The organism is Halarchaeum salinum, from assembly GCF_039520965.1.
GTDB classification, from domain to species: Archaea; Halobacteriota; Halobacteria; order Halobacteriales; family Halobacteriaceae; genus Halarchaeum; species Halarchaeum salinum.
This window is the reverse complement of record NZ_BAAABL010000059.1, coordinates 81,273-103,092: the sequence shown is the minus strand read 5'-3', so window position 1 is coordinate 103,092 and position 21,820 is coordinate 81,273. Positions and strand designations below refer to the sequence as shown.

The window sequence follows — 21,820 nt, the reverse complement described above, 5'->3', positions numbered from 1 at the left end:
TCGCGGCTTCGTGGATCGACGAGTATCTTGGCGGATACCTCCAGAAGTTACGCTAGGTACTAAGCGTCTTTCGGGCGCACAAGACCGAAGGTCTTGTGAACGCCCTAAAGAGCGGGATTCTCTCCTCGAAGAAAGGTAGAACGCGAGCGCGCTAGTCGTCCGCGGGCGAGGGCGACGCGCCCGGCACGTCGACGCCGGGGGCCTCGACGCCGAGCTCGTCGATGGCGACCTGGGCGGCGCGCTTGCCCGAGAGGAGCATCGCACCGAACGTCGGCCCCATGCGGGTGAGCCCGTGCGTCGTCGCCGTCGAGAGCCCGCAGGTGAGGAGCCCGTCGTGAATTTTGCCCGTATACTCGACGACCTTGTCCTCGGAGTCGGCGACCCACATCGAATCGTGGCCCGGCGAGTCGTGGCCCGGCGCGCCGTACTCGCCGTCCTCGGTGGTGTCCATGCCGGCCTCGTGTTCGTCGACGTGCTCGATACCGGGTGCGTCGACGACGCCACGCTCCTGGAGTTTGGAGACGACGACGGCGTCGTGACCGGTCGCGTCGATGACGAGGTCGGATTCGACCGCGATGGGATCGACGCACGTCAGTTCGCGCGGGAGGGCGTGGACGGGCGACCAGTTCATGACGATGCCCGACACTTCGTGGTCCTCGCGGACGACGATATCGGTGAACTCGGTCATGTTCTGGATCTTCGCGCCGGCGTCGCAGGCCGCATGGATGAGCGCCGAACACGCGTGCGGGCCGTCGGTGAGTTGGAGTCCGTCGGCTTCCTCGGCCTCCTCGTAGGGGACGCCGAGTTCGTCGAGGACGCGGTGAGCGGGCTCTCGAACGGTGAGCTTGTTCATCAGGAAACCGCCGAGCCAGAACCCGCCGCCCAGATAGTTGTTCTTCTCGACGACCATCACGTCGACGCCGCGCTCGGCGAGCTCCTTCGCGGCGACGAGGCCGGAGGGGCCGCCGCCGACGATGATGACCTCGGTGTCGGTGTAGTCGAGGAACTCGTCGCCCCACGAGCGGGCGATGGCGGTCGTGACCTGTGCTTCCGTCGCGTCGCTGAACCCTTCGAACGACATACAACCTAGTGTTACAACCAAGTATTTAGACGTGGCGATGGCGCGGCCCGAGCGATTTTGTGGCTCGGACGACACCACCGGGGCGTGCCACGACGCACCCTACTCGCCGCCGCGCTCGCCGCCCTCTGCGTCCTCGCCGGCTGTGCCGGCTTCCTTCCCGGCGGGCCCAGTGACGGCGGAGCGAACGCCACACAGCCCTACGAGACGCCGATATCGACGGCCGACGTGCAGACCGCCCTCGACGACGCCGGCAGCTATCGGGGCGTCATCGTCGAGCGCGACCACCGGGAGAACACGACGTTCCCGCGGGCCACGAGTGTCACCCGTCACACCGTCGTCGCGAACACCACCAGCGGCGAACGCCTCGTCCGGACCATCCTGACAAACCACGAGAACGACACGTTCGACAGGACGAGTTACCAGCCCGCCGAGGGCGTCGGCTACGTCAACCGGACCTTCGAGGGTGAGACGGAGTTCCGACTCGCCGGTCCCGACGCCCGCACCCCGGTCCGCGGCACCCTCCGCGCCGTCGGGAACGTCTCCTTCGCCTACAACGGCACCGTCCACCGCGACGGCCGGACGCTCCACCACTATCGCGGCACCGGGACATCGAACCCAGCGCTTCACCGGAACGGCTCCGACCCCCTCCGCTCTGCCAGCCTACTCGTCACGCCCGACGGCGTGCCGGTCGAGTTCCGCTTCGTCTGGGCCACCGACTTCGGCGAACTCACCGTCTCGCTCTCGCTCGCCGACCTCGGGAGCGCGAGCGTCCCCCCCCGTCGTGGGTACTGAACGCGAGCGCCGCCCTTGCCCCGACGACCGCGACAGCTCGCGCGCCGAACGCCTCGGCGACGCTCACCGCGATCGTTCCCGTTGACGACGTCGGGGAACTCAGCGTCGCACGCGCCCGCGGCGAAACCGATTTCGCGCTGTACGCGAACACGACCGTCTCACCCGTCCTGGCCACCAAGGGGACACGGAGCGCCGCGAGCGCGACGCTCACTGCCGGCTATAATGCCACACGCGTCACGAACGAGTCCACGCTCGCCGTCTACACGCCGCGGCGCTGGGGGAGCCTCGTTGCCCTCGACACCACCGTCGACGCGAGCGCGAACACCGTCAGCGCGCAGGTCGCCGGACAAAGCCTGACCGAGTACGCCGTCATGTCCCGGCCCGCCTACGAGCGCCGCCACGACTTCCTCACCGAGAACGTTACGCGGACGCTCCGCACGCCATCGAATGCGACGCTCACGCTCACCGCGCCTCGCTCTGCGTTCCATCCGGCGACGCGCGCACCGCTCCAACCGACCTCGGTTCCCGAACGATACATGAACGCGAGCGTCTCCCCCGCCGTCTTCGTCACTCCCGGTGCAGGGGCGACAACGCTCTCGCTTCCCTACGACGCCTCGCACGTCGCGAACGACTCCGACTTCGCGCTGATCCGGTCGCTCCGCTACGCGAACGATACGCACGTTGACGCGCGAATCGATACCGACGCGAACCGCGTGAATGCCACCGTCACCGAGAGTGGCACCTATCTCGTCATAAACGAGACGGAACGCAGCATGGCTTCCTGAGACGGCGACCGTGTCGAGATCGACATCGTCGCCTCGACGCTGTATTCTCGGCGTCGAAAACAGACGTGACGCGGCCGTCGAACTATTCACTAGGACGGCAGGGTAGAACGAGAAAAGAATCGGGGTCGTTAGGTGTAGCGGCTCTTGCCGGCGCTCCCGGCGAGCTCGGCGAGGTTCGCGTGGACGTCGGCGATGCGCTCGCGGATGTCGCGGCCGGCGACGCGCGGGTCGAAGACGTCCTTGTTCGGCGACCAGTCCGTGTCCTCGAAGAACGTGTCGCGGCTGTCCGGGACGCCCTCCGGCGGGACGATCTCGTCCGTGTGCTCGCGATAGAGGTCGAAGGCCGTCCGCGTGTACTCGTACTGGTAGCGCGTGTCCTTGTTCATCTTGCAGATGCCGTGCTGCATCATCTCCTCGACCTGCGAGGGCTGGAGCCCCGAGGAGCCGTGGAGGACGAGCGGCGTGTCGAGCCCGTGGTCGTCGAGGGCGTCGCGGATGTCGCGTGCGAGGTCCGGGCGGAGTTCGAGATCCTTGCCCTTCGCGACGCCGTGTTGGGTGCCCACGGAGATGGCGAGGAGGTCACAGCCCGTCCGCTCCACGAACTCGACGGCCTGCTCGGGGTCGGTGTAGTAGGCCTCCTCGGCCTCGATCTCGTCCTCGACGCCCTTGATCCGGCCGAGCTCGGCCTCGACGATGACGTCCGATCCCTTCTCCTCCGCCATCTCGACGACGCGCTTCGAGCGCGCGACGTTCTCCTCGAACTCCTCGTGGCTCGCGTCGATCATGATCGAGGAGGGGATGTCGAGGTCCATCTGGGCCTCGATGAACGCCATGTCCGTCTGGTGGTCCATGTTGAGGAAGACGCCGATGTCGCGCTGCTCGGCCATCACCTCGATGTAGTTGCCCATCGCCTTCAGGCCCGCCACCTCGTCGCCGTCCCCGGCGAACCGGCAGGCTCCAGCGCTCATCTGGACGAGGAGGTCCGAGCCGACGCGTTCCGCGCCGTCTAGCAGCCCCAGCAACACGTTCGGTTCCGCGATGTTGCTCGCGACGAGGCCGAAACCGTCCTCCAGCCCGTCGGCGTACACCTTCGAGAGTTCGTCGCCGCCGTAGAAACCCATCTGTGTTACCTCGTTCGGGTGGTTCCTCGCCATCCGTATAATTGATGCGGAAATGCGCAGAGTCGCGCAGAAACGAAAACTCCGAACCGAGTTAGCCGGAGAGCCACCGACGGAGCCGACGGAAGATCCCCTTCTCGGGGTCGCCGCCGCGCTTCGTCGGCTCCTCTGCTTCGCTCGTCGCCGCCGCGTCGCCCTCGTCCGTCTCTGCGTCCGCCTCCGTTTCACTTCCCGATCCCTCGCTGATGACGCCGGATTCGCCGGCCTCGGCGGCCTCGACGGCCCGTTCGACCATCTCCCCCGCGCGGTTGACGCCGGCCTTCACCGGCCCCTGCACGACCGGCTTCCCCTCGAAGCGGTCCGTCTGGACGGCCGTGTCGGCCGTGATAATGACCGCGTCGGCCGCGGCGATGTCGTCGGCGGTGAGCTCGTTCTCCGCGCCCATGGCACCCTGGACCTCGACTTTGATCTCGTGGCCCATCTCTTTGGCCGTCGTCTCGAGGTTCTCCGCCGCCATCTGGCTGTGTGCGATACCCGTCGGACAACTGGTGACTGCGACTAGCTTCATGCGTTACGTTATGAGTTCGATTACTTCGTCTTTACTGGCGGCGTTGAGCGCGCGCTCGGCAAGCGCGCTCGCCGCGTCGGTGTCGATCTCGGTCACCCGCGCTTTCACCGCCGGCACCGTCACTGCGCTCATCGACAGCTCGGTCAGCCCGAGACCGACGAGCAGTTCGGTCAGCTCGGGGTCGCCCGCCATCTCGCCGCACATTCCGACCCAGACGTCCGTCCCCTCGGCGGCGCTCGTCGTCGCGTCGATCGCGCGAAGCACCGCGGGCTGGCGGAAGTCGCCGAGATCCGCGACCGCGTCGTTGCCGCGCTCGGCCGCCATCACGTACTGTGCGAGGTCGTTCGTCCCGATGCTGAAGAAGTCCACGCGCCTGACGAGTTCGTCCGCCATGAAGGCCGTCGCCGGCGTCTCGATCATCACGCCGAACTCGGGGCGCTCCGCGTCGATGCCATCTCTTTTGAGGTCGCCGATGACCCGATCCATGACGGTCTCCGCCGCCACCACCTCTTCGACAGTCGTGACGAGCGGGAGCATTATCGCGAGGCTTCCGACGTCCGTGTCGGCGTCCGCGCGCAGGAGCGCGCGCAGTTGCGTCTCGAAGAGCCCGGCGTCCGGGCCGAGCGAGCGACGGATGCCGCGCTCGCCGAGGAACGGGTTCTCCTCGTCCGGCAGATCGAGGTAGGGGACGGGTTTGTCGCCGCCGATGTCGAGCGTCCGGACGACGACGCGGCCGTCCGGGAACGTCTCGATGGCCTCCGTGTAGGCCTCGTACTGCTCCTCCTCGTCGGGCGCGTCGTCGCGATCGAGGAAGAGGAACTCGGTGCGAAAGAGCCCGACGCCGTCCGCGCCGCGCTCTGCCGCGGGGGCGAGTTCCGCCGGCGTTCCGATGTTCGCCGCGACCTCGATCTCGCGGCCGTCAGCCGTCTCGACGGCCTCCTCGCGCACGTCGGCCTCCGTACTTTCGCTCGCGGCCGCGGCGGTGTCCTCGTCGGGATCGACGACGACCTCGCCCGTGTTCCCGTCGACGACGACCGTTTCACCGTCCGCGACGTCCTCCAGCGCCTCGCCGATACCGACGACCGCGGGGATGGCGAGCGAGCGCGCGAAGATGGCCGCGTGGCTCGTCCGCCCGCCCGTGATCGTCGCGAAGCCGGCGACCCGATCGGGGTCGAGCTGTGCCGTATCGGAGGGCGTGAGCCGTTCGGCGAGCACGATGCTCCCCTCGGGCAGCGCGGAGAGATCGACGCGTTCGCCGTCCGTGAGGAGCCGCAGGAGTCGATCCCGAACGTCCCGGAGGTCGTCCGCGCGTTCGGCCATCTTTCCTTCCATCCCGGCGAACTGGTCGATGAACGACGCGAAGGTCTCCTGGACGGCGTGGGCCGCGGGGAGTCCATCCTCGATGCGCTCGGCGACGCCGTCGGCGATCTGCGGGTCGTTGAGGAACTGAATATGCGCGTCGAACACGGCGGCTTCGTCCTCGCCGACGCGCTCGGCGGTGCGCTCGCGCTCGGCGTCGAGTTCGGCCTCGGCCTCGGCGACGGCGTCCTCGAACGCCGCCTGCTCCGACGCGGTGTCCACGTCTTCGGGGGCGGGCGGCTCCGGCAGGTCGGCGTCCGGCCGGTACCAGACGGCGGTGCCGACGCCGGCGAGCGGCGTGACGTCGATCCCCGTGAGTCGTCGTTCGCTCATGGCTTCAGAGCTCGTCCTCCGGCGTGGAGAGGAGTTCTTCGAGGGCGTCGAGGACGTCCTCGGCGTCCGAGCCCTCCGCGACGACGCGGAGCTTTTCGCCGCCGGCGACGCCGAGGCCGGTGACGGCGAGCATCGAGGACGCGTTCACGAGGTCGTCGTCGGCCGCGCCTTCGGGGCCGATGGTCACCTCGGCGTCGTACTCGTTGACGGTCTCGACGAACAGCGAGGCCGGGCGAGCGTGAAGGCCCTCCTCGGGGACAACCGTGATCACGCGCTCGGGCATCTCAGGCCACCTCCTCGATGATGATCTCTTGGACGCGCTCGGGCGTCTCGGCCTCGTGGAGCTTCTCGCGCGTCTCCTCGTGGACGAGCGAGCGCGAGAGGCTAGAGAGGATCTGCAGGTGGTCGTCGCTGGACGCCTCGGGGACGAGGATCATGAAGAAGAGCGTCGCGGGCTCGTCGTCCATCGAGCCGAAGTCGACGCCTTCGGTGGAGCGCGTGAATGCGAGTGTCGGCTCCTCGACGCCCGTCGTCTTCGCGTGCGGGATGCCGATCCCCATGCCGACGCCCGTCGTCGACTCCTCCTCGCGTTCGAGGAGGTCGGCGAGCGCCTGCTCGCGGTCGGAGACACGGCCGGCCTCGACGGCGAGGTCGAGGAGGTGTTCGATGACCGCTTCCTTCTCCGCCGGCGGTTCGTCGAGCGAGATCAGATCGACGTCGATCAGCGACTTCAGCTCAGTTTCGTTCATCGTTTGTGAGTGATGTTGCGCGGAGGGTAAGCGTTCCGCACTCGGATAATACGTTGGCTATACGTTGCCGACGCGCTCGTCGTACCCCGGCGTGATGACGTACTCGATGACCGCCGTGACGACGGCACCGACCACGAGACAGCCGAGGAAGAGGAACGGCTTGTTCGACAGCGGGATGACGAAGATGCCGCCGTGGGGCGCGGGCATCGTGACGCCGAGGCCCATCGCGGCGGCACCCGCGACGGCGGACCCGGCGACGATGCCGGGGATGACGCGGCCGGGATCGGAGGCACCGTAGGGAATCGCGCCCTCGGTGATGAAGGAGAGACCCAGCGGGATGGCGTTCTTCGCATTCTCGTACATCTCCGCGGGGTATTTCTCGGGGGCGACGAGATTCGCGAGCGCCATGCCGAGCGGCGGCGTCATCCCCGCGATCATCACGGCGGCCATCGGGCCGTAAATCTGCTCGCTGATGAGGCCGGTCGCGAAGACGTACGCGACCTTGTTGATCGGCCCACCCATGTCGAAGGCCATCATGCCGCCCAGGATGGCTCCGACGAGGATCGCCTGTCCGCCCTGCATTCCGCGGAGCCAGCCGGTCAGCGCGGCGTTGAGGATGGAGACGGGGACGCCGACGACGAACAGCATCACGGGGAGGAGCACGAGCGTTGTCGCGACGGGGATGATGAGCACGGGCATCATCGGCTCGATGAACTCGGGGACGGTGCGCTGCTTGAACCACAGCGCGACGTACCCGGTGATCAGGCCGGCGACGAGCGCGCCGAGGTAGCCGGCACCCGCCGCGCCGCCCTGAATCCCGATGATCTTCCCGGCTTCCTGCAGGACGTTCCCCTGCTGGATGAGATACGAGAGGACGAACCCGGGTGCGAGACCGGGTCTGTCCGCGATCGCGTACGAGATGTACGCGCCGAGGATCGGCACCATGATCGTGAGGCCGATGTTCCCAACCTGTGCGAAGAACCATCCGAGGGTCCCTGTCGCCTCGAAGACGTTCGTGACGTCGCCGAAGACGCTCGCGGACGCGTAGCCCAGCGCGAGGAAGATCCCGCCGATGGTGACGAACGGGATCATGTGCGATACCCCCGTCATCAAGTCGTCCTTGATGGAGGTCAGGTAGTCCCGATACGCTGTGGACAGATCTGCCATAGTCTGTCACGATAATTGTTCGACGGTGGTTAAAACCGTTCGGATATGCTCTCTTCTGAGCGACTTTGACCGATCACCGCCGATGGACATGCACGCCGTCGCGGACGTCCTCGATCCCGTCGAGGTCCGGAACGCTCGTCCCCGCCGTCCCGACGACCCGCGAGGAGACCGCGACGCCGGTTGCGAGCGCTGTCGCGTCGTCCGCACCACCGTCGTACGCCGCGAGCACGCCCGCGAGGAGTGAGTCGCCCGCCCCGACCGTGTCCACGACGTCCACGTCTAGTGCGTCCGCGACGAACGCCCCGTTCGGGCCGACGAGCACCGCGCCGTCACCGCCGAGCGAGGCGATCACGCGCTCGTACCCCGTTTCGCGCAGCGCCTCTGCGGCCGCGATGCAGTCGTCCACGTTGTCCGTGGCCATCCCCGTCGCGGCCGCCAACTCCTCGCGATTCGGCTTGCAGAGAGCGTAGTCGCCCGCCAGATCGGCCAACATCTCGCCGCCGACGTCCACCGTTGTCGCCCAGTCGCCGGCCGCCGCGAGCCGGTCGATGTCGTCGGCGCTCACGCCCGGCGGAAGGCTCCCGCCGACGACGAGCGACGGCGGCCCGCGTTCGCTCACGCGTGAGAGCAGGTCGTCGAGGGCGCGTTCGGAGACGTGCGGGCCGTTCTGGTTGATCTTGTACTCGCCGTCCGTCGCGAGGATCGTCTGGTTGAGCCGGGTGGACTCCTCAACCGAGACGAACGCCGTCTCGAAGCCCGACTCGGCGAGCTCGTCCGCCAACACTCGACCGAACGGCTCGCCTAGAAACCCGCTCGCGGCCGTCTCCGAGCCGAGTGCGTGGAGATACTGTGAGACGTTGATCCCCTTTCCACCCGCGTCGACGCGCGCGCCGTCCGTCCGGACGACCGTCCCGGCCTCAAGCGGTTCGTCGAGCTCGACCGTGTAGTCGAGCGCCGGGTTCGGCGTAACGGTGAGGATCACGTCGTCGCCTCCTCGGTGACGCGGACGCCCGCGGCGTCGAGCGTCTCCGCGAGTCGCTTCGGAAGCGCGGCGTCCGTGACGAGGTGATCGATGTCCTCGAACGTCGCGAACTGCACGAAACTCCGCTCGCCGACCTTCGTGGCGTCGCAGACGAGGACGACGCGGTTCGCCTTCTCCACCATCAGCTCCTTCATCCGCGCTTCGTTCTCGTTCGGTGTCGTGAGCCCCGCCTCGACGTCGATCCCGTTCGTCCCGAGGACGAGGAGATCGAAGTTGGTCCGCTCCATGAACGACTCGGCGGTCGGTCCGACGAGCGCGCGCGTGCGCTTGCGGAGCGTCCCGCCGGTGAGCTTCACCTCCTCAACGTTCTCCCCCAACTCGACGGCGAGCGGCGGCGAGTTCGTCACCGCGAGCAGGTCTCCCGGTGCGCGCCGGGCCACCTCGGTCGTCGTCGTCCCCGCGTCGAAGAAGACGACTTCGGTGTCGGCGAGCTCCTCGACGGCACGCGACGCGATGGCCTGCTTCGCCTCCAGGTTCTGGACCTCGCGCTCACCGTACGGCCGCTCGCTGGCGACCGACGACGTCGGTAGCGCCCCACCGTGGCTGCGCTCGATCAGTCCCTCCTCCGCCAGCGCCCGCAGATCGCGCCGGATCGTCGCCTTCGAGTAGTCGAGTTCCTCGGCGAGCTCCGAGACGGACTGGCCGTCGTGCGTCGACACCAGTTCCACTATCTTGCGTTTTCTCGCTTCCGGTAGCATTGCTAAACGTTGTCTCTATCGGGGGAAGACGTGCACCGCGTATAACTATTTATTTCCGACTCTGTTCGTTTCCGCGCGATCGTGGCCGAAACGGGTGTGCGTCGGCACCCGGTCCCGTCACTGCTACTGCCATATGCGGGCGAGCGTGTCCGTCACTTTGTCCCGACGTCGATCCCGAGCCGAGTGCGGCCGCGTTGGCGACGATGTCGTCACGCGACTCCTCACCGTGGATGAAGCGGACGGTCTCGCCGGCGTCGAGCCCCTCGCTGAGGAACTCCATGCCGAGAAGAGTCTTCTCCGTGCCGGGGTTCCCGCGGACGAGATACATTCGTCCGCCGACGACGCCCCCGCGGCCCGCACGGCGGCACCTCGGTTCCACTCCGAAGACGCGACCGGTGCCAGTGGGTCTTTCACCGCGTCGACCCTCGGGATTCCGTGTGGCGCTTTCGACGCCGTCCGTCTACGTGCTCGTCGTGCTCGCGGCCGCGCTCTGGGGGGCGAGCCCGGTCCTCCTCAAGCGCGCGCTGAATCGAGGCGCGCGGCCACGACAAGCGGTGCTGGTCGCGCTCGCCGTCGACACTGCGCTGGTCTCGACCGCGCACGTCATCGTCCACGGTTCCGACGCCCTCCGGGCGCTTCTCACCGCCGACCTGCGCGTTCTCAGCCTATTCGTGCTCACGGGCGCGCTCGGGACGGGGCTCGGTCGGCTGATCGGTCTCATCGGTCTGGAGCGACTCGGTGCGAGCGTCTACAGTGCAGCCCTCAGCGTTCGCCCCGTGTTCGCCACCGTGCTCGGCGTCACCGTACTGGGCGAACCCGTGACGCCCGTTCGGGTCGCCGGAGTCGGCATCCTCGTTGTCGGACTCCTAGTCATCGAACGTGCGCGGTCGCACGGCGGCGGCGAGCGCGGCGGGTGGCACCGGCGGGACCTCGTTCTCCCGTTCGTTGCAGCGGCGACGTACGCGGCGAGTCGGACGCTTCGACGGGCCGGGCTCCACGTCGGTGACGTCGACGTGTTCGCCGCCGTCGCGACGAACGAACTCGCAGGCCTGTTCGTACTCGCGGCCGTCCTCGGCGGCTCCTCCGGAACGGACGTGTTCACACCGCCCCGGGAGAGCGTAGCGTCGCTTGTGGGAAGTGGCTGCTGTATCGCCATCGGAATGGTCGCGGTGTTCGGCGCGCTCGCCGCTCCCGCCGGGCGAGTCGTGGTCGTCGACCCGCTCGTCGCGACCGTCCCCCTCTTCACCGTCGGCTTCGCGGCCCACTTCTTGGACACCGAGCGCATCACGGGCCGCATCGTCCTCGGAACGCTCGTCGTCGTCGCCGGTGCCGCGCTCGTCGTCCGGTGACGGCGGCCGTCCGGAGAAGGGGGCATTCACCGCCGTCAGGGTGCATCTATATCTATCATGGTCGTGTAGTGTGTACTGCGTATCATGAAAGGAGTTGTCTACCACGGAGAGCATCACGTCGAAGTCGACGACGTGGAGGAACCGACGATCCAGAGCCCGACCGACGCGATCCTCGACATCACGACGACGTGCATCTGCGGGTCCGACCTGCACATGTACGAAGGGCGTACGGACGCGGAGCCGGGGATCGTCTTCGGCCACGAGAACATGGGCGTCATCGAGGAGGTCGGTGACGGCGTCGACGGCCTCGAAGTCGGTGATCGCGTCGTCCTCCCGTTCAACGTCGCCTGCGGGCACTGTCAGAACTGCGAGGAGGGCAAGACCGGCTTCTGTACGAACGTCAACCCCTCCGGGGGCGTCCCGGCCGGCGGCGCGTACGGCTACGTCGGCATGGGTCCCTATCAGGGCGGCCAGGCCGAGAAGCTCCGCATCCCCTACGCGGACTTCAACGCACTCACGCTCCCCGGCGAGCCCGAGGACGAGTACGAGGAGTCCTTCGCGCTCCTCGCCGACATCTTCCCGACGGGGTGGCACGGTACCGAACTCGCCGACCTCCAACCCGGCGAGTCGGTCGCGATCTTCGGGGCGGGTCCGGTCGGCCAGATGGCCGCGTACAGCGCGAAGATCAAGGGTGCCTCGAAGATCTACATCGTCGATCGCGTCGGCTCGCGCCTCGACCTCGCGGCCGAACACTCCGATGCCGTCCCCATCAACTTCGAGGAGGGTGACCCGGTCAAGCAGATCGAGAACGACTTCGGCGGCGAAGTCGACAAGGGCGTCGACGCGGTCGGCTACCAAGCACTCGACCCGGACACGGACGTCGGGAGCGACGCCTACGACCCAGCCCGCGAGAACCCCGCCGTCGTCCTGAATCAGCTCATCGACGTCGTGAAGCCGAAGGGCCAGTTGGGGATCGTCGGCCTCTACGTGCCGTCCGATCCGGGCGCGCCGAACGAGATGGCCGCGCAGGGTCGCCTCGGCATCGACTTCGGGAAGCTCTTCGAGAAGGGCCAACAGCTCGGTACCGGCCAGTGCGACGTGAAGAAGTACAACCGCTACCTCCGCGACCTCATCGCCGAGGACGTCGCGGACCCGAGCTTCGTCGTCACCCACGAGACTGGCCTCGACGAGGCACCGGACCTCTACGAGCGCTTCGACAACCGCGACGAGGACGTCCTCAAGGTCCTGTTGAAGCCGTAACGTGGTCTGCGCGGTGGTCACCGGCCGACCCGTTTTTCTCACTGTACGAGAAACGAGCCTCCGCGTGTGTTATGGTCCGGTACTGGCGGATGCCGAGGGGCGCGTCCGGATCGACTACTCGTCTGCGACCGGGAGACGCACGGTGAACGCCGCGCCGCCGAGACCGCCGGGCGCGTCACCGATCGTGATGTCGCCGCCGTAGGAGTCGACGATCCGCTGACAGATGTTTAGGCCGACCCCGGTGCCGCTGCTCGCCTCGCCCTTCTCGCCGAGTTCGAAGACCTCGGCGCGCCGATCGGAGTCGATGCCCGGTCCGTTGTCCGCGACGGTGACGCGGAGGGCGTCGCCGTCGCGTTCGGCGCTCACGCGTACGTGCGGGGCGTCGGCGGTGTTGTGCTCGACGGCGTTCGCGAGCAGGTTCTGGAAGACGTCGGCGAGCAGGTCGTCGGCGAGTACGTCGTCGTCGGGAAGCGGCGTGTCGACCTCGAAGGCGGCGCTCTGATACGTCTCGCGGGCGTCGTCGACCTGCGCCTTCATCACCGCCGCGGCCGACATCGGCGTGAGGTCGTGGTCCTCGCCCTCGACGGCCTTCATCAGCGAGCGCATCGTCTCGATACGTTCGCTCATCTCGTCGGCGCGCTCCGCGACGGTTTCGAGGTATCGTTCGCCCTCCTCGTCGACGTGCTCGTCGAGGAGCGACGCGCGGGCGTCGATGACGTTCGCGTCGTTCATCAGGTCGTGACGGAACGTCCGGTTGAGGAGTTCGAGGCGCTCGCGCTGATCGCGCAGGCGGTCCTCCCGTTCGAGGCGCTGACGGGTCTCGCGGAGATGCGTGCCGAGGAGTTCGGCCGCGGTGATCTGTGAGTCGCGCAGCGTCGATTCGTCCACGCCCGCCTGCAAGACGGCGTCGTCGCCGACCGGAACGGTAAGGACCGTCCGGCCGTCCTCGTCGGTACGCGTGATCGCCCCCCCGTCGGAGGGAACGGCCCCCGTCTGAACTCGCTCGATGCTCTCGCGGTCGAGGGCCGTCTCGGCACCGCGCCCGGCGACGATCTCGCCGTCGACGACGATGCAGGCCTCGTCGAACGCGACGGTCGAACGCAGGGCGTTGAGCGTCCGTTCGTACGCCGAGTCGACGGCGTCGACGGTCGCGAGGTCGGAGGCGATGCGGTGGAGGTGCTCGAGGCGCTCGCGGGCCTCGGCCTCGCGGGCCAGTTCGGTCTGCTCGGTGATGTCGGCGACGCGGAGGTGGACGCGGACGCCCTCGTCGTCGGCGTCGACCGGCGTCACACTGACGCGGTAATCCCGGTCGTCGCCGGCGTCCCACTCGTACTCCAGCGTCCCGTCGATCCCGCTCTCGCGGACGGACTCAGTGCTCAGGGTGCGCGGGGCATCGGCCAGGATGTCGTCGGCGTTCCCGTCGAAGCGCTCGCGGAAGGCGTCGTTGGCGGCCTCGACGGTCGCGTCGCCGTTGAAGCGGACGGTCGCGATCGGGTCGCTACTGTTCTCGTAGAGCGCGGAGAGCCGATCGCGCTCGGCTTCGAGTCGATCTCGGTTTCGCTTGCTCCGGGCGTTGTAGACGCCGACGCCGAGCGCAACATCGGCGCTTAACACGATGCCGTCCATCGCGATGATGTACGGCTTGAGGTCGCCCTGGAGAGAGACCTGCACGAAGAGAATCCAGCCCATGACGACGGCGTGGCCGACGACGATGGCGATGACCCACTCTGCGGCCCCGTAGACGTACTCGTCCTCCCAGTCGCGCCGGTAGAGCCAGACGCCCCCGGCGGCCAGTGTGCCTGCGAGGACGACCCCGATCCCGTTCTCGATCAGCGCCGTCCAGAGCGGCTTGAACGGCGGGTTCGTCCAGTCGTCCCAGATGTCGAAGAGCGGCGGGAGGAGGAGGAGGGCACCGAGGATGGCGACGATCAGGACGGCCGCACGCCGTCGCAGGTTCGAGGTGGCGAGCCACCCCTCCCCCGGTGTCGGTTTCACTACTCTGAGTATTCAGATATAGTTTCAAAAATCTGTTGGGCAACAGTATTGGTCGTGGCGCTCCGTGCTCACTCGTCGCGTCGTCCTTCCTCGCTTCGATCCGTGTACACCGATATCGCGACGGCCGCCGTCTCGGCCCGTCTCGCCCCAGACGCGTCGTTTATCCCGCGCTCGGTCCTACCGCCGATCATGCCAACACTCACGGTCGCGGCCGTCGCCGACGTCGGCCCGCAGACGGTCGCCATCGAACTCGACGCCCCGGCGTCGTTCGACGCCGCCCCCGGCCAGTTCGTCCTCGTTCGCCGTCCCGGCGACGACGACGCCGGCTACTACACGATCTCCTCGCCCGACGTGACCGAGACGTTCGAGATCACCGTCGGCTACCCCGAAGACGAGTCCCCCGAGGAGTCCCTCGGCACATGGCTCGCGCAGCGCGACGTCGACGACGAGATCGAGATCGAGGGACCGCTCGGGAACATCGAATACCGCGGCGAGGGCGACGTCGTCGTCTACGCTGCCGGACCGGGAATCGGTCCCGCGGTCGGCGTTGCTGAGCGCGCAATCGAGGCGGACCACGACGCGACGGTCGTCTTCCGCGGTGAGCACCCGCCGCACCGAGCGCGACTCGACGCTCTCGACGAGGCGGGCGCGACCGTCGTCGTCGTCGACACCCTCGATGAACTCGACACCGACGATCCGAGCGTCCCCACATCCGCGATCTACGTGTTCGGCTTCGACGACTTCGTCGCGGACGTCAAGGCGCTCCTCGACGCCGCCGACCGCGATCCCGCCGAGGCCGCGATCGAGAGCTTCGGCCCTGCCTGACGTCCGCGAGCCGAACCCGGAAACGTTAACCGTTGGTTTAGGCTACCCTAAATTATGGCAGACCGGACGCCACACAGAACGCGGCGCGCGTACCTCGCCGGTGCGGGGGCCGTCGGGAGCGCCCTCCTCGCCGGCTGTATGGGCGGCGAGAACGACGACGCAACGACCGAGACGTCGACGAGTACGAGCACGGCCACCACTACTGGGAGCGGGTCGTACACTGCGAGTATTGCGCCCGTTGGCGAGGTCGAGTTCGACAGCATCCCGGAGAACGTCTTCACCATGTATCCGCAGTACGCGGACATGCTCGTCGCGCTCGGCCACGGCGACACCGTCAACTCGCTGTTCGTCCCCGAGATGTCCGGGACGACGATGAACTACTACTACGAGCACCTCGATGGGGTGTCCTTCGACTGGGAAGGCCTCCCGAACCCCTACGACAACTTCACGAAGGAGTTCTTCTACAAACTCGACAGCGACGTCCACCTCCTCGGGCCCGCGTGGGCGAGCACGCAGAAGAACTGGAGTCGCGACGACGTCGACGACGTCGTCGAGAACGTCGGGCCGTTCTTCGGCAACTTCTACAGCGGCACGCACAACGCGCCCCCGAAGGCGTACGCCGACTCCTACGAGTATTACACGCTCTGGGAGCTCTTCGGGCGCGTCTCGGAGGTCTTCCGGGAGCGCACGCGTTTCGAGCAGTTAAACGCCGTCCACACCGACCTCATCGACCACATCGAGGCGAACCTCCCGCCGAAAGAGGAGCGCCCGACCGCTGTCCGCGTCACCCTCGGCGACGGGCAGTTCTGGACGTACCACCTCAACCGGCCGGGCTTCTGGCTCGCCGACACCCGTCCGCTCGCCGCCATCGACGCCTTCGGCGACGAGGAGTGGGACGGCCTCTGGGGCTCCGTCGGCTACGAGACGATGGTCGAGGCCGACCCCGACGTCATCCTTCACCTCTGGGGGATGACCTCGCGCTACGACATGGCGAACGTCCGCGAGCAGCTCCGCGCCGATCCGGTCGGCAAACAGCTCTCCGCCGTGCAGAACGACCGCGTCTACGCACAGGGGATGCGCTATCAGGGCCCGCTGATGAACCTCTTCCAGATCGAGATGACCGCCAAACAGCTCTACCCCGACGTCTTCGGTGAGTGGCCGGGCTACACCGACGGCGAACCCTATCCGCAGATCCCCGCCGACGAGCAGCTCTTCGATCGCCAGCGCGTCGCCGAGATCGTGACCGCGAACTGATCGACGAAACGGCCGCACTCTGTCCCCGCCTCGGTTCGCATCGCCGTAGCCCGCTCCACCGCCGCAGTCAGGAGAGAGCGAAAACGACAAGCGGCTTCCACGCTACCCCCCCGTATGGGTCTGGCCTCCAATCTACTCTATCTGTTCGGGCTCCTCGGCACCGGGCTCGTGGCCCGTCGCGTCGGGCTTCTCACGCCCACGCGCGCTGACTACCTAACGCGCTTCGCGTTCTATATCGCGCTCCCTGCGCTTATCTTCGACTCGACCGCGACCACCGATATCGCTACCGTCTTCTCGCCCGGTATGATCGCCGCATTCGTCCTCGTCGAGCTTGCCGTCGCCGCCATCGCGTGGGTCGTCCATCGGCGCGTCGACACAGCCGCGAAGCGTAGTGTCGCCATCGTCCAATCCTACCACGGCAACTTCGGGTTTCTCGGTCTCCCGATCGTCGCGATGTCCCTCGGTGCGGCCGCCACGGCGAAAGCCAGCGTTCTCCTCGGTATCGGCTCACTCGTCCAAGTCCCGCTCACCGTCCTCGTCCTCATGACGATCAACGACGCCGACGCCGACCTCCGAGACGAACTCGTCGGGATCGCGCGCAATCCCGTGATCGTCACGCTCGTCCTCGGCCTCGGGTTCGCCGCGTTCGGCCTTCCCGTTCCCGACATCGCCACGACCACCCTCGGGTGGCTCTCCCAACTCGCGCTTCCCGTCGCACTCCTCTCCGTCGCGGCCTCGCTCACCCTTGATCCCGACGGCGTCGACATTCCCACCGTCAGTGCCGTCGTCGCGCTCAAGGTCGTCTGTATGCCCGTCCTCGCGTTCGTCGCGTTCACACTCCTCACGAGCGATCCCATCACCGTCTACACCGGCGTCGTCATGCTCGCCATGCCGACCGCCATCTCGACGTTCATCTACGCGACACAACTCGGCGGCGACACCCGCCTCGCCTCCGCGAACGTCTTCATTACCACGATTACGTCGCTCGTCGCCGTCTTCGCCTTCCTACAGTTCGTCCATTAACCATCGACCCCCCGGGAGATTGGGGTGAATCGCGGGTCGACGGAAACGACTTTGTGAAACCGGCTGTATGAGGACATACACCGCCTGAAATAGGGCGGGATTCAGACGAACCCTTGTGGGTTTGAAGCTCATTCTTGAGTAGTGTCGTGACGGTTCCGGGCGGGATTCAGACGAACCCTTGTGGGTTTGAAGCTGCTTTCGCGGCCAGGGTCATAAATCCTTGCAGGTTGATTCAGACGAACCCTTGTGGGTTTGAAGCCAGGATGCGGACGGCGCGGCCGTGAAGATCGACCCGATTCAGATTCAGACGAACCCTTGTGGGTTTGAAGCTTGTGGCCGGAGGTGGGCTGAATGACTGACTCCGTGATTCAGACGAACCCTTGTGGGTTTGAAGCAGCGACGCCGGGGTGCCGTGTGCGCATCTCTGTGTGATTCAGACGAACCCTTGTGGGTTTGAAGCGGCCAGGTCCAATCGGGCGAACTCGCGCTCAGCGACTTGATTCAGACGAACCCTTGTGGGTTTGAAGCACTTGGTGTCCGGGGGGTGCGGAAGGGGTGGAAGGATTCAGACGAACCCTTGTGGGTTTGAAGCTCGATCTCCTGCTTGAGCGTCTTCGTGACGTCCGGCGATTCAGACGAACCCTTGTGGGTTTGAAGCGTGACAATGGGCTGCGTGTACCCATCTTCCTTGATGGATTCAGACGAACCCTTGTGGGTTTGAAGCCCTGAGACTCGACGCCGAGAATCGAACTCGGCTGATTCAGACGAACCCTTGTGGGTTTGAAGCGCTTCGGCGATCGGCTGTACCGCCGAGGATAGGTCGGATTCAGACGAACCCTTGTGGGTTTGAAGCGGCCTCGACGGTCGCATCGACTGGGTGCCCACCGAGATTCAGACGAACCCTTGTGGGTTTGAAGCGCTCGCCGTCGCCCGGTCCCATCGGCTTGCGAGGATTCAGACGAACCCTTGTGGGTTTGAAGCAGGCTCGTATCCCATGCGCGGTTGCTCTTGTTTGGGATTCAGACGAACCCTTGTGGGTTTGAAGCCCAGTTTGCGTTTGCGGGCGATGCGCCGGCCGCCCGATTCAGACGAACCCTTGTGGGTTTGAAGCTCCGCTCATTGTTGGAACCTCGGTGTGAACGCCGTGATTCAGACGAACCCTTGTGGGTTTGAAGCGCACGCACACAAACACACAAGCAGAAATAGGCGGTCGATTCAGACGAACCCTTGTGGGTTTGAAGCACCAGCTCCTGGAAGCGGGTGTCGAATGGCGATGGATTCAGACGAACCCTTGTGGGTTTGAAGCGTGCCTGCCAATAATGGGATATGGGAGAGACAGGTGGATTCAGACGAACCCTTGTGGGTTTGAAGCACGCTGTCGCTCTTCTCGGACGCGGTCGTCTGCCACGATTCAGACGAACCCTTGTGGGTTTGAAGCGAGCCCAACTTCGAGATGAAGGCCATTCGCGCCTATCACGCTCGATTCAGACGAACCCTTGTGGGTTTGAAGCCTCGTCCCGTGCAAGCTGTCGGGCGGTCGCATCGGATTCAGACGAACCCTTGTGGGTTTGAAGCGTCGTCGACACGGCTGCCGGGACCATACTGCAGGGATTCAGACGAACCCTTGTGGGTTTGAAGCTCGTCAAGTCGCGGGGGATCGCCCAACCCTATCGCAGATTCAGACGAACCCTTGTGGGTTTGAAGCAACGTCACCGATGAGGCCAGTATCACGACGACGGATTCAGACGAACCCTTGTGGGTTTGAAGCCGTGAGTAGCCTTCGAGTCGGCCGCGAGCGGGGAGGATTCAGACGAACCCTTGTGGGTTTGAAGCGTCGACGTGTAGAGGCGCGCGATCGAGACGCCGCGATTCAGACGAACCCTTGTAGGGTTAAATCGATCCGCTACGGCCGATTTCTGCGATCCCGACGGCGTGACTACGGCGTCCCATGTATCCAGGGCTGGCCCGCCCACGACGCTGTGGTATCGTGTCCCGCGCGATGCTCGAAGGGGAATCGTTTAACCGTGTAGCTGGCCTATTGTCTGTATGAGCGACAATCAGGGCCGTCGGAACCTCAGAATGCCCGACGACAACCAGGTCTTCGCGGTCGTCACCGAGATGCTCGGTGGGAGCCGCGTCCAGCTCCGCTGTGCGGACGGCGAGGAACGGATGGGACGCATCCCCGGCCGAATGAAGTTCCGGACGTGGATCTCGGAGGGTGACGTCGTCATCGCGGAACCGTGGGACTGGCAGGACGAGAAGGCGAACGTCGAGTGGCGCTACGACGACGACGCCGCCGAGCAGCTCCGACAGGAAGGCCACATCCAGTAGCGTGGCCGCGTTGCGGTGCGCGCCGCCCCGGCCCGGATCCTTTTGCGATCGCCGTGTGTCGTCCCGACGTGGACCCTCGACACAACGACCTTCGACGGACACTCGACGACGACACGCCGGCGTTCGGCGTTCTCGACAACACGTACAGCCCCGCGGTCGTCGAAGTCGTCGGCGAACTCGGCTTCGACTTCGTGTGGGTCGACTTGGAGCACGGCGGGCCGAGTCCGTGGGACGCCGACGCGCTCGAAGGCCTCCTGCGCGCGGCCGAACTGACCGACACGGAACTCCTCGTCCGCGTCCCCGAGGCGAACCCGGCGATGGTGCGCAAGGCCCTCGACGCCGGGGTTCGGAACCTCTTCCTCTCGCGCGTCGAGGCCGCCGCGGAGGTCCGCGACGCCATCGCGGCGGCGAACTTCGAGTACGACGGCAATCCGGGTCGACGCGGGCTTGCCGGCCCGCGATCCGCGCGCTACGGACTCGCGGACGACTACATCGGGACCGAGGACGAGGAAGTCCTCGTCGGTGTGACGATCGAGACCATCGAGGCGGTCGAGAACATCGACGAGATCCTGTCCGTCCCCGAACTCGGCTTCGCCTTCCTCGGGCCGAACGACTTCTCCGTCGCGTACGGCTCTCCCGGCGACCTCGCCGATCCCGAGGTCGAGGCGGCGGTCGAGACGGTGCGCGACGCCGCGATCGAGCACGACGTGACCCTCGGCGGGCTCACCTTCGGGATGGACGACGCCGTCGCGAAGGTCGCGGACGGCTATCGGCTCCTTCACGTCGGGAGCACGCTCGGCGCGCTCACGGGAACGTTCGGCGACTGGCACGAGCGATACGAGAACGCGCAATAGCGCGTTGTCGGGACCCGCGAACGCTGAACGGAGTGAGGTGTGAGCCGACGGGGAGGCGCGCGACGAGTAGCCGCGCCCTCCTCCTTCGACTCACGCCGGTCGGACGGTCGTGCCAGCCTCGCCGTCCAGCGCGTCGCCGAGCGACGCAGGATCGGTGACGATTGCGCGCCCGCCGGTTTCGTCGACGAAGCGTGCGCACGCGCTTACCTTCGGTCGCATGCTGCCGGCAGGGAACTCGCCCACCTCGCGGAGCGCGCGGAGTTCGTCCGGCGTCGCCTCACGGATCGGCGTCGGGTCGTCGCTCCCGTAGTCCTGATACACCGCCTCGACGTCGGTGAGCATGACGACGGTATCGGCGTCGACGACATCCGCGACGAGCCGCGTCGTGTGGTCTTTGTCGACGACGGCGGGGACGCCCTTGTACTCGCCCGGCTCTCCGTGCTTCCTCTCTGCCGTCCCGCCACTCGCATTCGTCTCCTCGTCGGTCGCCCCGCGCGGAACGACCGGAACGCCACCGCCGCCGCCGCAGATGACGGGCCCGGCATCGTTCGCGACGAGCGCGGCGAGGTGGTCGGCCTCGAGGACCTCGATCGGGTCGGGCGACGGGACGATGCGCCGGTATCGCGTGTCCCCATCCCCGTGGACTGCGGTCGTCCGGAACTCCTTCTCGGCGGCCTCGTCGGCGGTGTAGTACGGCCCGACCGGCTTTGACGGATCGTCGAAATCCGGGTCGTTCGGGTCGACGCGAACGCGTGTGACGAGCGGTGCGGGCGGCCCGCCGAAGGCGTCGCCGAAGCCGGTCTGGAGAAGGTAGCCCACCTGTGCCTGCGTCTCGGCGACGAGGACGTCGAGGGGTTCGGCCTCACCAGTTGATTGCTCCTCGGCGAGGAGTCGGTTGCCGACCTGCGGGCCGTTACCGTGCGTGAAGACGAGGTCGTGCCCGCGCTCGTGGAGGGGCGCGAGGGCGTCGCGTGTCTCGCGGATGCGCGCGCGCTGCTCGGCGACGGTCCCCTCGCCGGAGCGGAGGAGGGCGTTCCCGCCGAGCGCGACGACGAAACGGCTCATACGCGAGTCGGGGGCCGCAAGCAGGAAGGCGGTTGCGGCCGGCGGGACGTAACGTTATGTGCGCCGAGGCGAAAGGCGCGCCTGTGTCCGCCCTCCATCGACGCCCACTGGTCGTCGGCGCGGCCGTCGCGCTCGCGGTCGGCGGCGTCGCCCACTACTGGTTCGCGGACGC

The 21,820-nt window shown here is 66.8% G+C and carries 21 protein-coding genes and 1 CRISPR repeat array; of the genes, 9 read left to right on the top strand and 12 right to left on the bottom strand.

The features are described 5' to 3' along the window. Window positions 1–151: 151 nt before the first annotated feature. A complete protein-coding gene (locus tag ABDZ36_RS10545; RefSeq protein ID WP_211312137.1) occupies window positions 152–1,081 on the bottom strand; it encodes a sulfide-dependent adenosine diphosphate thiazole synthase in 930 nt (309 codons plus the stop codon). 84 nt (window positions 1,082–1,165) lie between these two features. Here ABDZ36_RS10545 and ABDZ36_RS10540 point away from each other — a divergent pair, with 84 nt between their 5' ends. Both ABDZ36_RS10540 and ABDZ36_RS10535 read left to right on the top strand, forming a co-directional pair. Beyond that, entirely contained in the window at window positions 1,166–1,873 is a 708-nt protein-coding gene (locus ABDZ36_RS10540; protein WP_211312138.1) for a DUF7537 family lipoprotein, read from the top strand. A 371-nt stretch (window positions 1,874–2,244) separates the two neighbouring features. Next, window positions 2,245–2,658, top strand: coding sequence for a hypothetical protein (locus ABDZ36_RS10535; protein ID WP_211312139.1), 414 nt, complete (start codon window positions 2,245–2,247; stop codon window positions 2,656–2,658). Window positions 2,659–2,786: 128 nt separating this feature from the next. On the opposite strand, the gene fba is transcribed toward ABDZ36_RS10535, so the two are convergent. The 9 genes from fba to ABDZ36_RS14900 form a co-directional block, all read right to left on the bottom strand. Continuing rightward, on the bottom strand, window positions 2,787–3,779 hold the full coding sequence (gene fba, locus ABDZ36_RS10530) for a class II fructose-bisphosphate aldolase (RefSeq protein WP_211312140.1): 993 nt from the start codon (window positions 3,777–3,779) through the stop codon (window positions 2,787–2,789). Between the two features lie 91 nt (window positions 3,780–3,870). After that, window positions 3,871–4,344 carry a PTS fructose transporter subunit IIB gene (locus tag ABDZ36_RS10525; RefSeq protein ID WP_211312141.1) on the bottom strand — a complete coding sequence of 158 codons (474 nt, stop codon included), beginning with the start codon at window positions 4,342–4,344 and terminating at the stop codon, window positions 3,871–3,873. 3 nt (window positions 4,345–4,347) lie between these two features. Next, window positions 4,348–6,036 carry a phosphoenolpyruvate--protein phosphotransferase gene (gene ptsP, locus ABDZ36_RS10520; protein ID WP_211312142.1) on the bottom strand — a complete coding sequence of 563 codons (1,689 nt, stop codon included), beginning with the start codon at window positions 6,034–6,036 and terminating at the stop codon, window positions 4,348–4,350. Window positions 6,037–6,040: 4 nt separating this feature from the next. Further along, window positions 6,041–6,319: an HPr family phosphocarrier protein gene (locus ABDZ36_RS10515; protein WP_211312143.1), complete on the bottom strand. Its 279-nt coding sequence runs from the start codon at window positions 6,317–6,319 to the stop codon at window positions 6,041–6,043. Between the two features lies 1 nt (window position 6,320). After that, window positions 6,321–6,785, bottom strand: a complete 465-nt coding sequence (locus ABDZ36_RS10510; protein ID WP_211312144.1) for a PTS sugar transporter subunit IIA — start codon at window positions 6,783–6,785, stop codon at window positions 6,321–6,323. Between the two features lie 57 nt (window positions 6,786–6,842). Further along, a complete protein-coding gene (locus ABDZ36_RS10505; protein ID WP_211312145.1) occupies window positions 6,843–7,952 on the bottom strand; it encodes a PTS fructose transporter subunit IIC in 1,110 nt (369 codons plus the stop codon). A 73-nt stretch (window positions 7,953–8,025) separates the two neighbouring features. Then, entirely contained in the window at window positions 8,026–8,934 is a 909-nt protein-coding gene (pfkB, locus tag ABDZ36_RS10500; protein ID WP_211312146.1) for a 1-phosphofructokinase, read from the bottom strand. Further along, window positions 8,931–9,692, bottom strand: coding sequence for an HTH-type transcriptional regulator GlpR (glpR, locus tag ABDZ36_RS10495; protein ID WP_211312147.1), 762 nt, complete (start codon window positions 9,690–9,692; stop codon window positions 8,931–8,933). The genes pfkB and glpR overlap by 4 nt, the downstream gene beginning before the upstream one ends. Before the next feature lie 49 nt (window positions 9,693–9,741). Further along, the gene (locus tag ABDZ36_RS14900; RefSeq protein WP_425545313.1) at window positions 9,742–10,071 is read right to left on the bottom strand and encodes an ATPase domain-containing protein; all 330 of its coding nucleotides are present in this window, start codon (window positions 10,069–10,071) and stop codon (window positions 9,742–9,744) included. A 58-nt stretch (window positions 10,072–10,129) separates the two neighbouring features. Here ABDZ36_RS14900 and ABDZ36_RS10485 point away from each other — a divergent pair, with 58 nt between their 5' ends. Beyond that, window positions 10,130–11,041: a solute carrier family 35 transporter gene (locus tag ABDZ36_RS10485; RefSeq protein WP_211312149.1), complete on the top strand. Its 912-nt coding sequence runs from the start codon at window positions 10,130–10,132 to the stop codon at window positions 11,039–11,041. An 84-nt stretch (window positions 11,042–11,125) separates the two neighbouring features. After that, complete coding sequence (locus ABDZ36_RS10480) at window positions 11,126–12,301, top strand: glutathione-independent formaldehyde dehydrogenase (protein ID WP_211312150.1); 1,176 nt, start codon at window positions 11,126–11,128, stop codon at window positions 12,299–12,301. Between the two features lie 114 nt (window positions 12,302–12,415). On the opposite strand, the gene ABDZ36_RS10475 is transcribed toward ABDZ36_RS10480, so the two are convergent. After that, window positions 12,416–14,296: a sensor histidine kinase gene (locus ABDZ36_RS10475; protein WP_211312151.1), complete on the bottom strand. Its 1,881-nt coding sequence runs from the start codon at window positions 14,294–14,296 to the stop codon at window positions 12,416–12,418. Window positions 14,297–14,485: 189 nt separating this feature from the next. On the opposite strand from ABDZ36_RS10475, the gene ABDZ36_RS10470 reads away from it, so the two are divergent. The 5 genes from ABDZ36_RS10470 (at window position 14,486) to ABDZ36_RS10450 (ending at window position 20,583) form a co-directional block, all read left to right on the top strand. Further along, a complete protein-coding gene (locus ABDZ36_RS10470; RefSeq protein ID WP_343749306.1) occupies window positions 14,486–15,121 on the top strand; it encodes an FAD-dependent oxidoreductase in 636 nt (211 codons plus the stop codon). 54 nt (window positions 15,122–15,175) lie between these two features. After that, window positions 15,176–16,375, top strand: coding sequence for an ABC transporter substrate-binding protein (locus tag ABDZ36_RS10465; protein WP_211312152.1), 1,200 nt, complete (start codon window positions 15,176–15,178; stop codon window positions 16,373–16,375). A 114-nt stretch (window positions 16,376–16,489) separates the two neighbouring features. Beyond that, window positions 16,490–17,398, top strand: coding sequence for an AEC family transporter (locus tag ABDZ36_RS10460; protein WP_211312153.1), 909 nt, complete (start codon window positions 16,490–16,492; stop codon window positions 17,396–17,398). A gap of 98 nt (window positions 17,399–17,496) precedes the next feature. Beyond that, window positions 17,497–19,295: a CRISPR direct-repeat array (repeat unit 30 nt; unit sequence GATTCAGACGAACCCTTGTGGGTTTGAAGC). Between the two features lie 149 nt (window positions 19,296–19,444). Next, on the top strand, window positions 19,445–19,729 hold the full coding sequence (eif1A, locus tag ABDZ36_RS10455) for a translation initiation factor eIF-1A (protein WP_211312154.1): 285 nt from the start codon (window positions 19,445–19,447) through the stop codon (window positions 19,727–19,729). Between the two features lie 68 nt (window positions 19,730–19,797). Next, window positions 19,798–20,583 carry an HpcH/HpaI aldolase family protein gene (locus tag ABDZ36_RS10450; RefSeq protein WP_211312155.1) on the top strand — a complete coding sequence of 262 codons (786 nt, stop codon included), beginning with the start codon at window positions 19,798–19,800 and terminating at the stop codon, window positions 20,581–20,583. A gap of 90 nt (window positions 20,584–20,673) precedes the next feature. Here the strand turns inward: ABDZ36_RS10450 and ABDZ36_RS10445 are convergent, their stop codons facing one another. Beyond that, entirely contained in the window at window positions 20,674–21,648 is a 975-nt protein-coding gene (locus ABDZ36_RS10445) for an amino acid kinase family protein (protein WP_211312156.1), read from the bottom strand. Window positions 21,649–21,820 lie beyond the last annotated feature (172 nt).

Bases quoted from the DNA above. Each gene is read 5' to 3' on its own strand.
- ABDZ36_RS10545 (WP_211312137.1), bottom strand. From the start codon at position 1,081: ATGTCGTTCGAAGGGTTCAGCGACGCGACGGAAGCACAGGTCACGACC.
- ABDZ36_RS10535 (WP_211312139.1), top strand. From the start codon at position 2,245: ATGTCCCGGCCCGCCTACGAGCGCCGCCACGACTTCCTCACCGAGAAC.
- fba (WP_211312140.1), bottom strand. From the start codon at position 3,779: ATGGGTTTCTACGGCGGCGACGAACTCTCGAAGGTGTACGCCGACGGG.
- ABDZ36_RS10525 (WP_211312141.1), bottom strand. From the start codon at position 4,344: ATGAAGCTAGTCGCAGTCACCAGTTGTCCGACGGGTATCGCACACAGC.
- ptsP (WP_211312142.1), bottom strand. From the start codon at position 6,036: ATGAGCGAACGACGACTCACGGGGATCGACGTCACGCCGCTCGCCGGC.
- ABDZ36_RS10515 (WP_211312143.1), bottom strand. From the start codon at position 6,319: ATGCCCGAGCGCGTGATCACGGTTGTCCCCGAGGAGGGCCTTCACGCT.
- ABDZ36_RS10510 (WP_211312144.1), bottom strand. From the start codon at position 6,785: ATGAACGAAACTGAGCTGAAGTCGCTGATCGACGTCGATCTGATCTCG.
- ABDZ36_RS10505 (WP_211312145.1), bottom strand. From the start codon at position 7,952: ATGGCAGATCTGTCCACAGCGTATCGGGACTACCTGACCTCCATCAAG.
- glpR (WP_211312147.1), bottom strand. From the start codon at position 9,692: ATGCTACCGGAAGCGAGAAAACGCAAGATAGTGGAACTGGTGTCGACG.
- ABDZ36_RS10480 (WP_211312150.1), top strand. From the start codon at position 11,126: ATGAAAGGAGTTGTCTACCACGGAGAGCATCACGTCGAAGTCGACGAC.
- ABDZ36_RS10470 (WP_343749306.1), top strand. From the start codon at position 14,486: ATGCCAACACTCACGGTCGCGGCCGTCGCCGACGTCGGCCCGCAGACG.
- ABDZ36_RS10465 (WP_211312152.1), top strand. From the start codon at position 15,176: ATGGCAGACCGGACGCCACACAGAACGCGGCGCGCGTACCTCGCCGGT.
- ABDZ36_RS10460 (WP_211312153.1), top strand. From the start codon at position 16,490: ATGGGTCTGGCCTCCAATCTACTCTATCTGTTCGGGCTCCTCGGCACC.
- eif1A (WP_211312154.1), top strand. From the start codon at position 19,445: ATGAGCGACAATCAGGGCCGTCGGAACCTCAGAATGCCCGACGACAAC.
- ABDZ36_RS10445 (WP_211312156.1), bottom strand. From the start codon at position 21,648: ATGAGCCGTTTCGTCGTCGCGCTCGGCGGGAACGCCCTCCTCCGCTCC.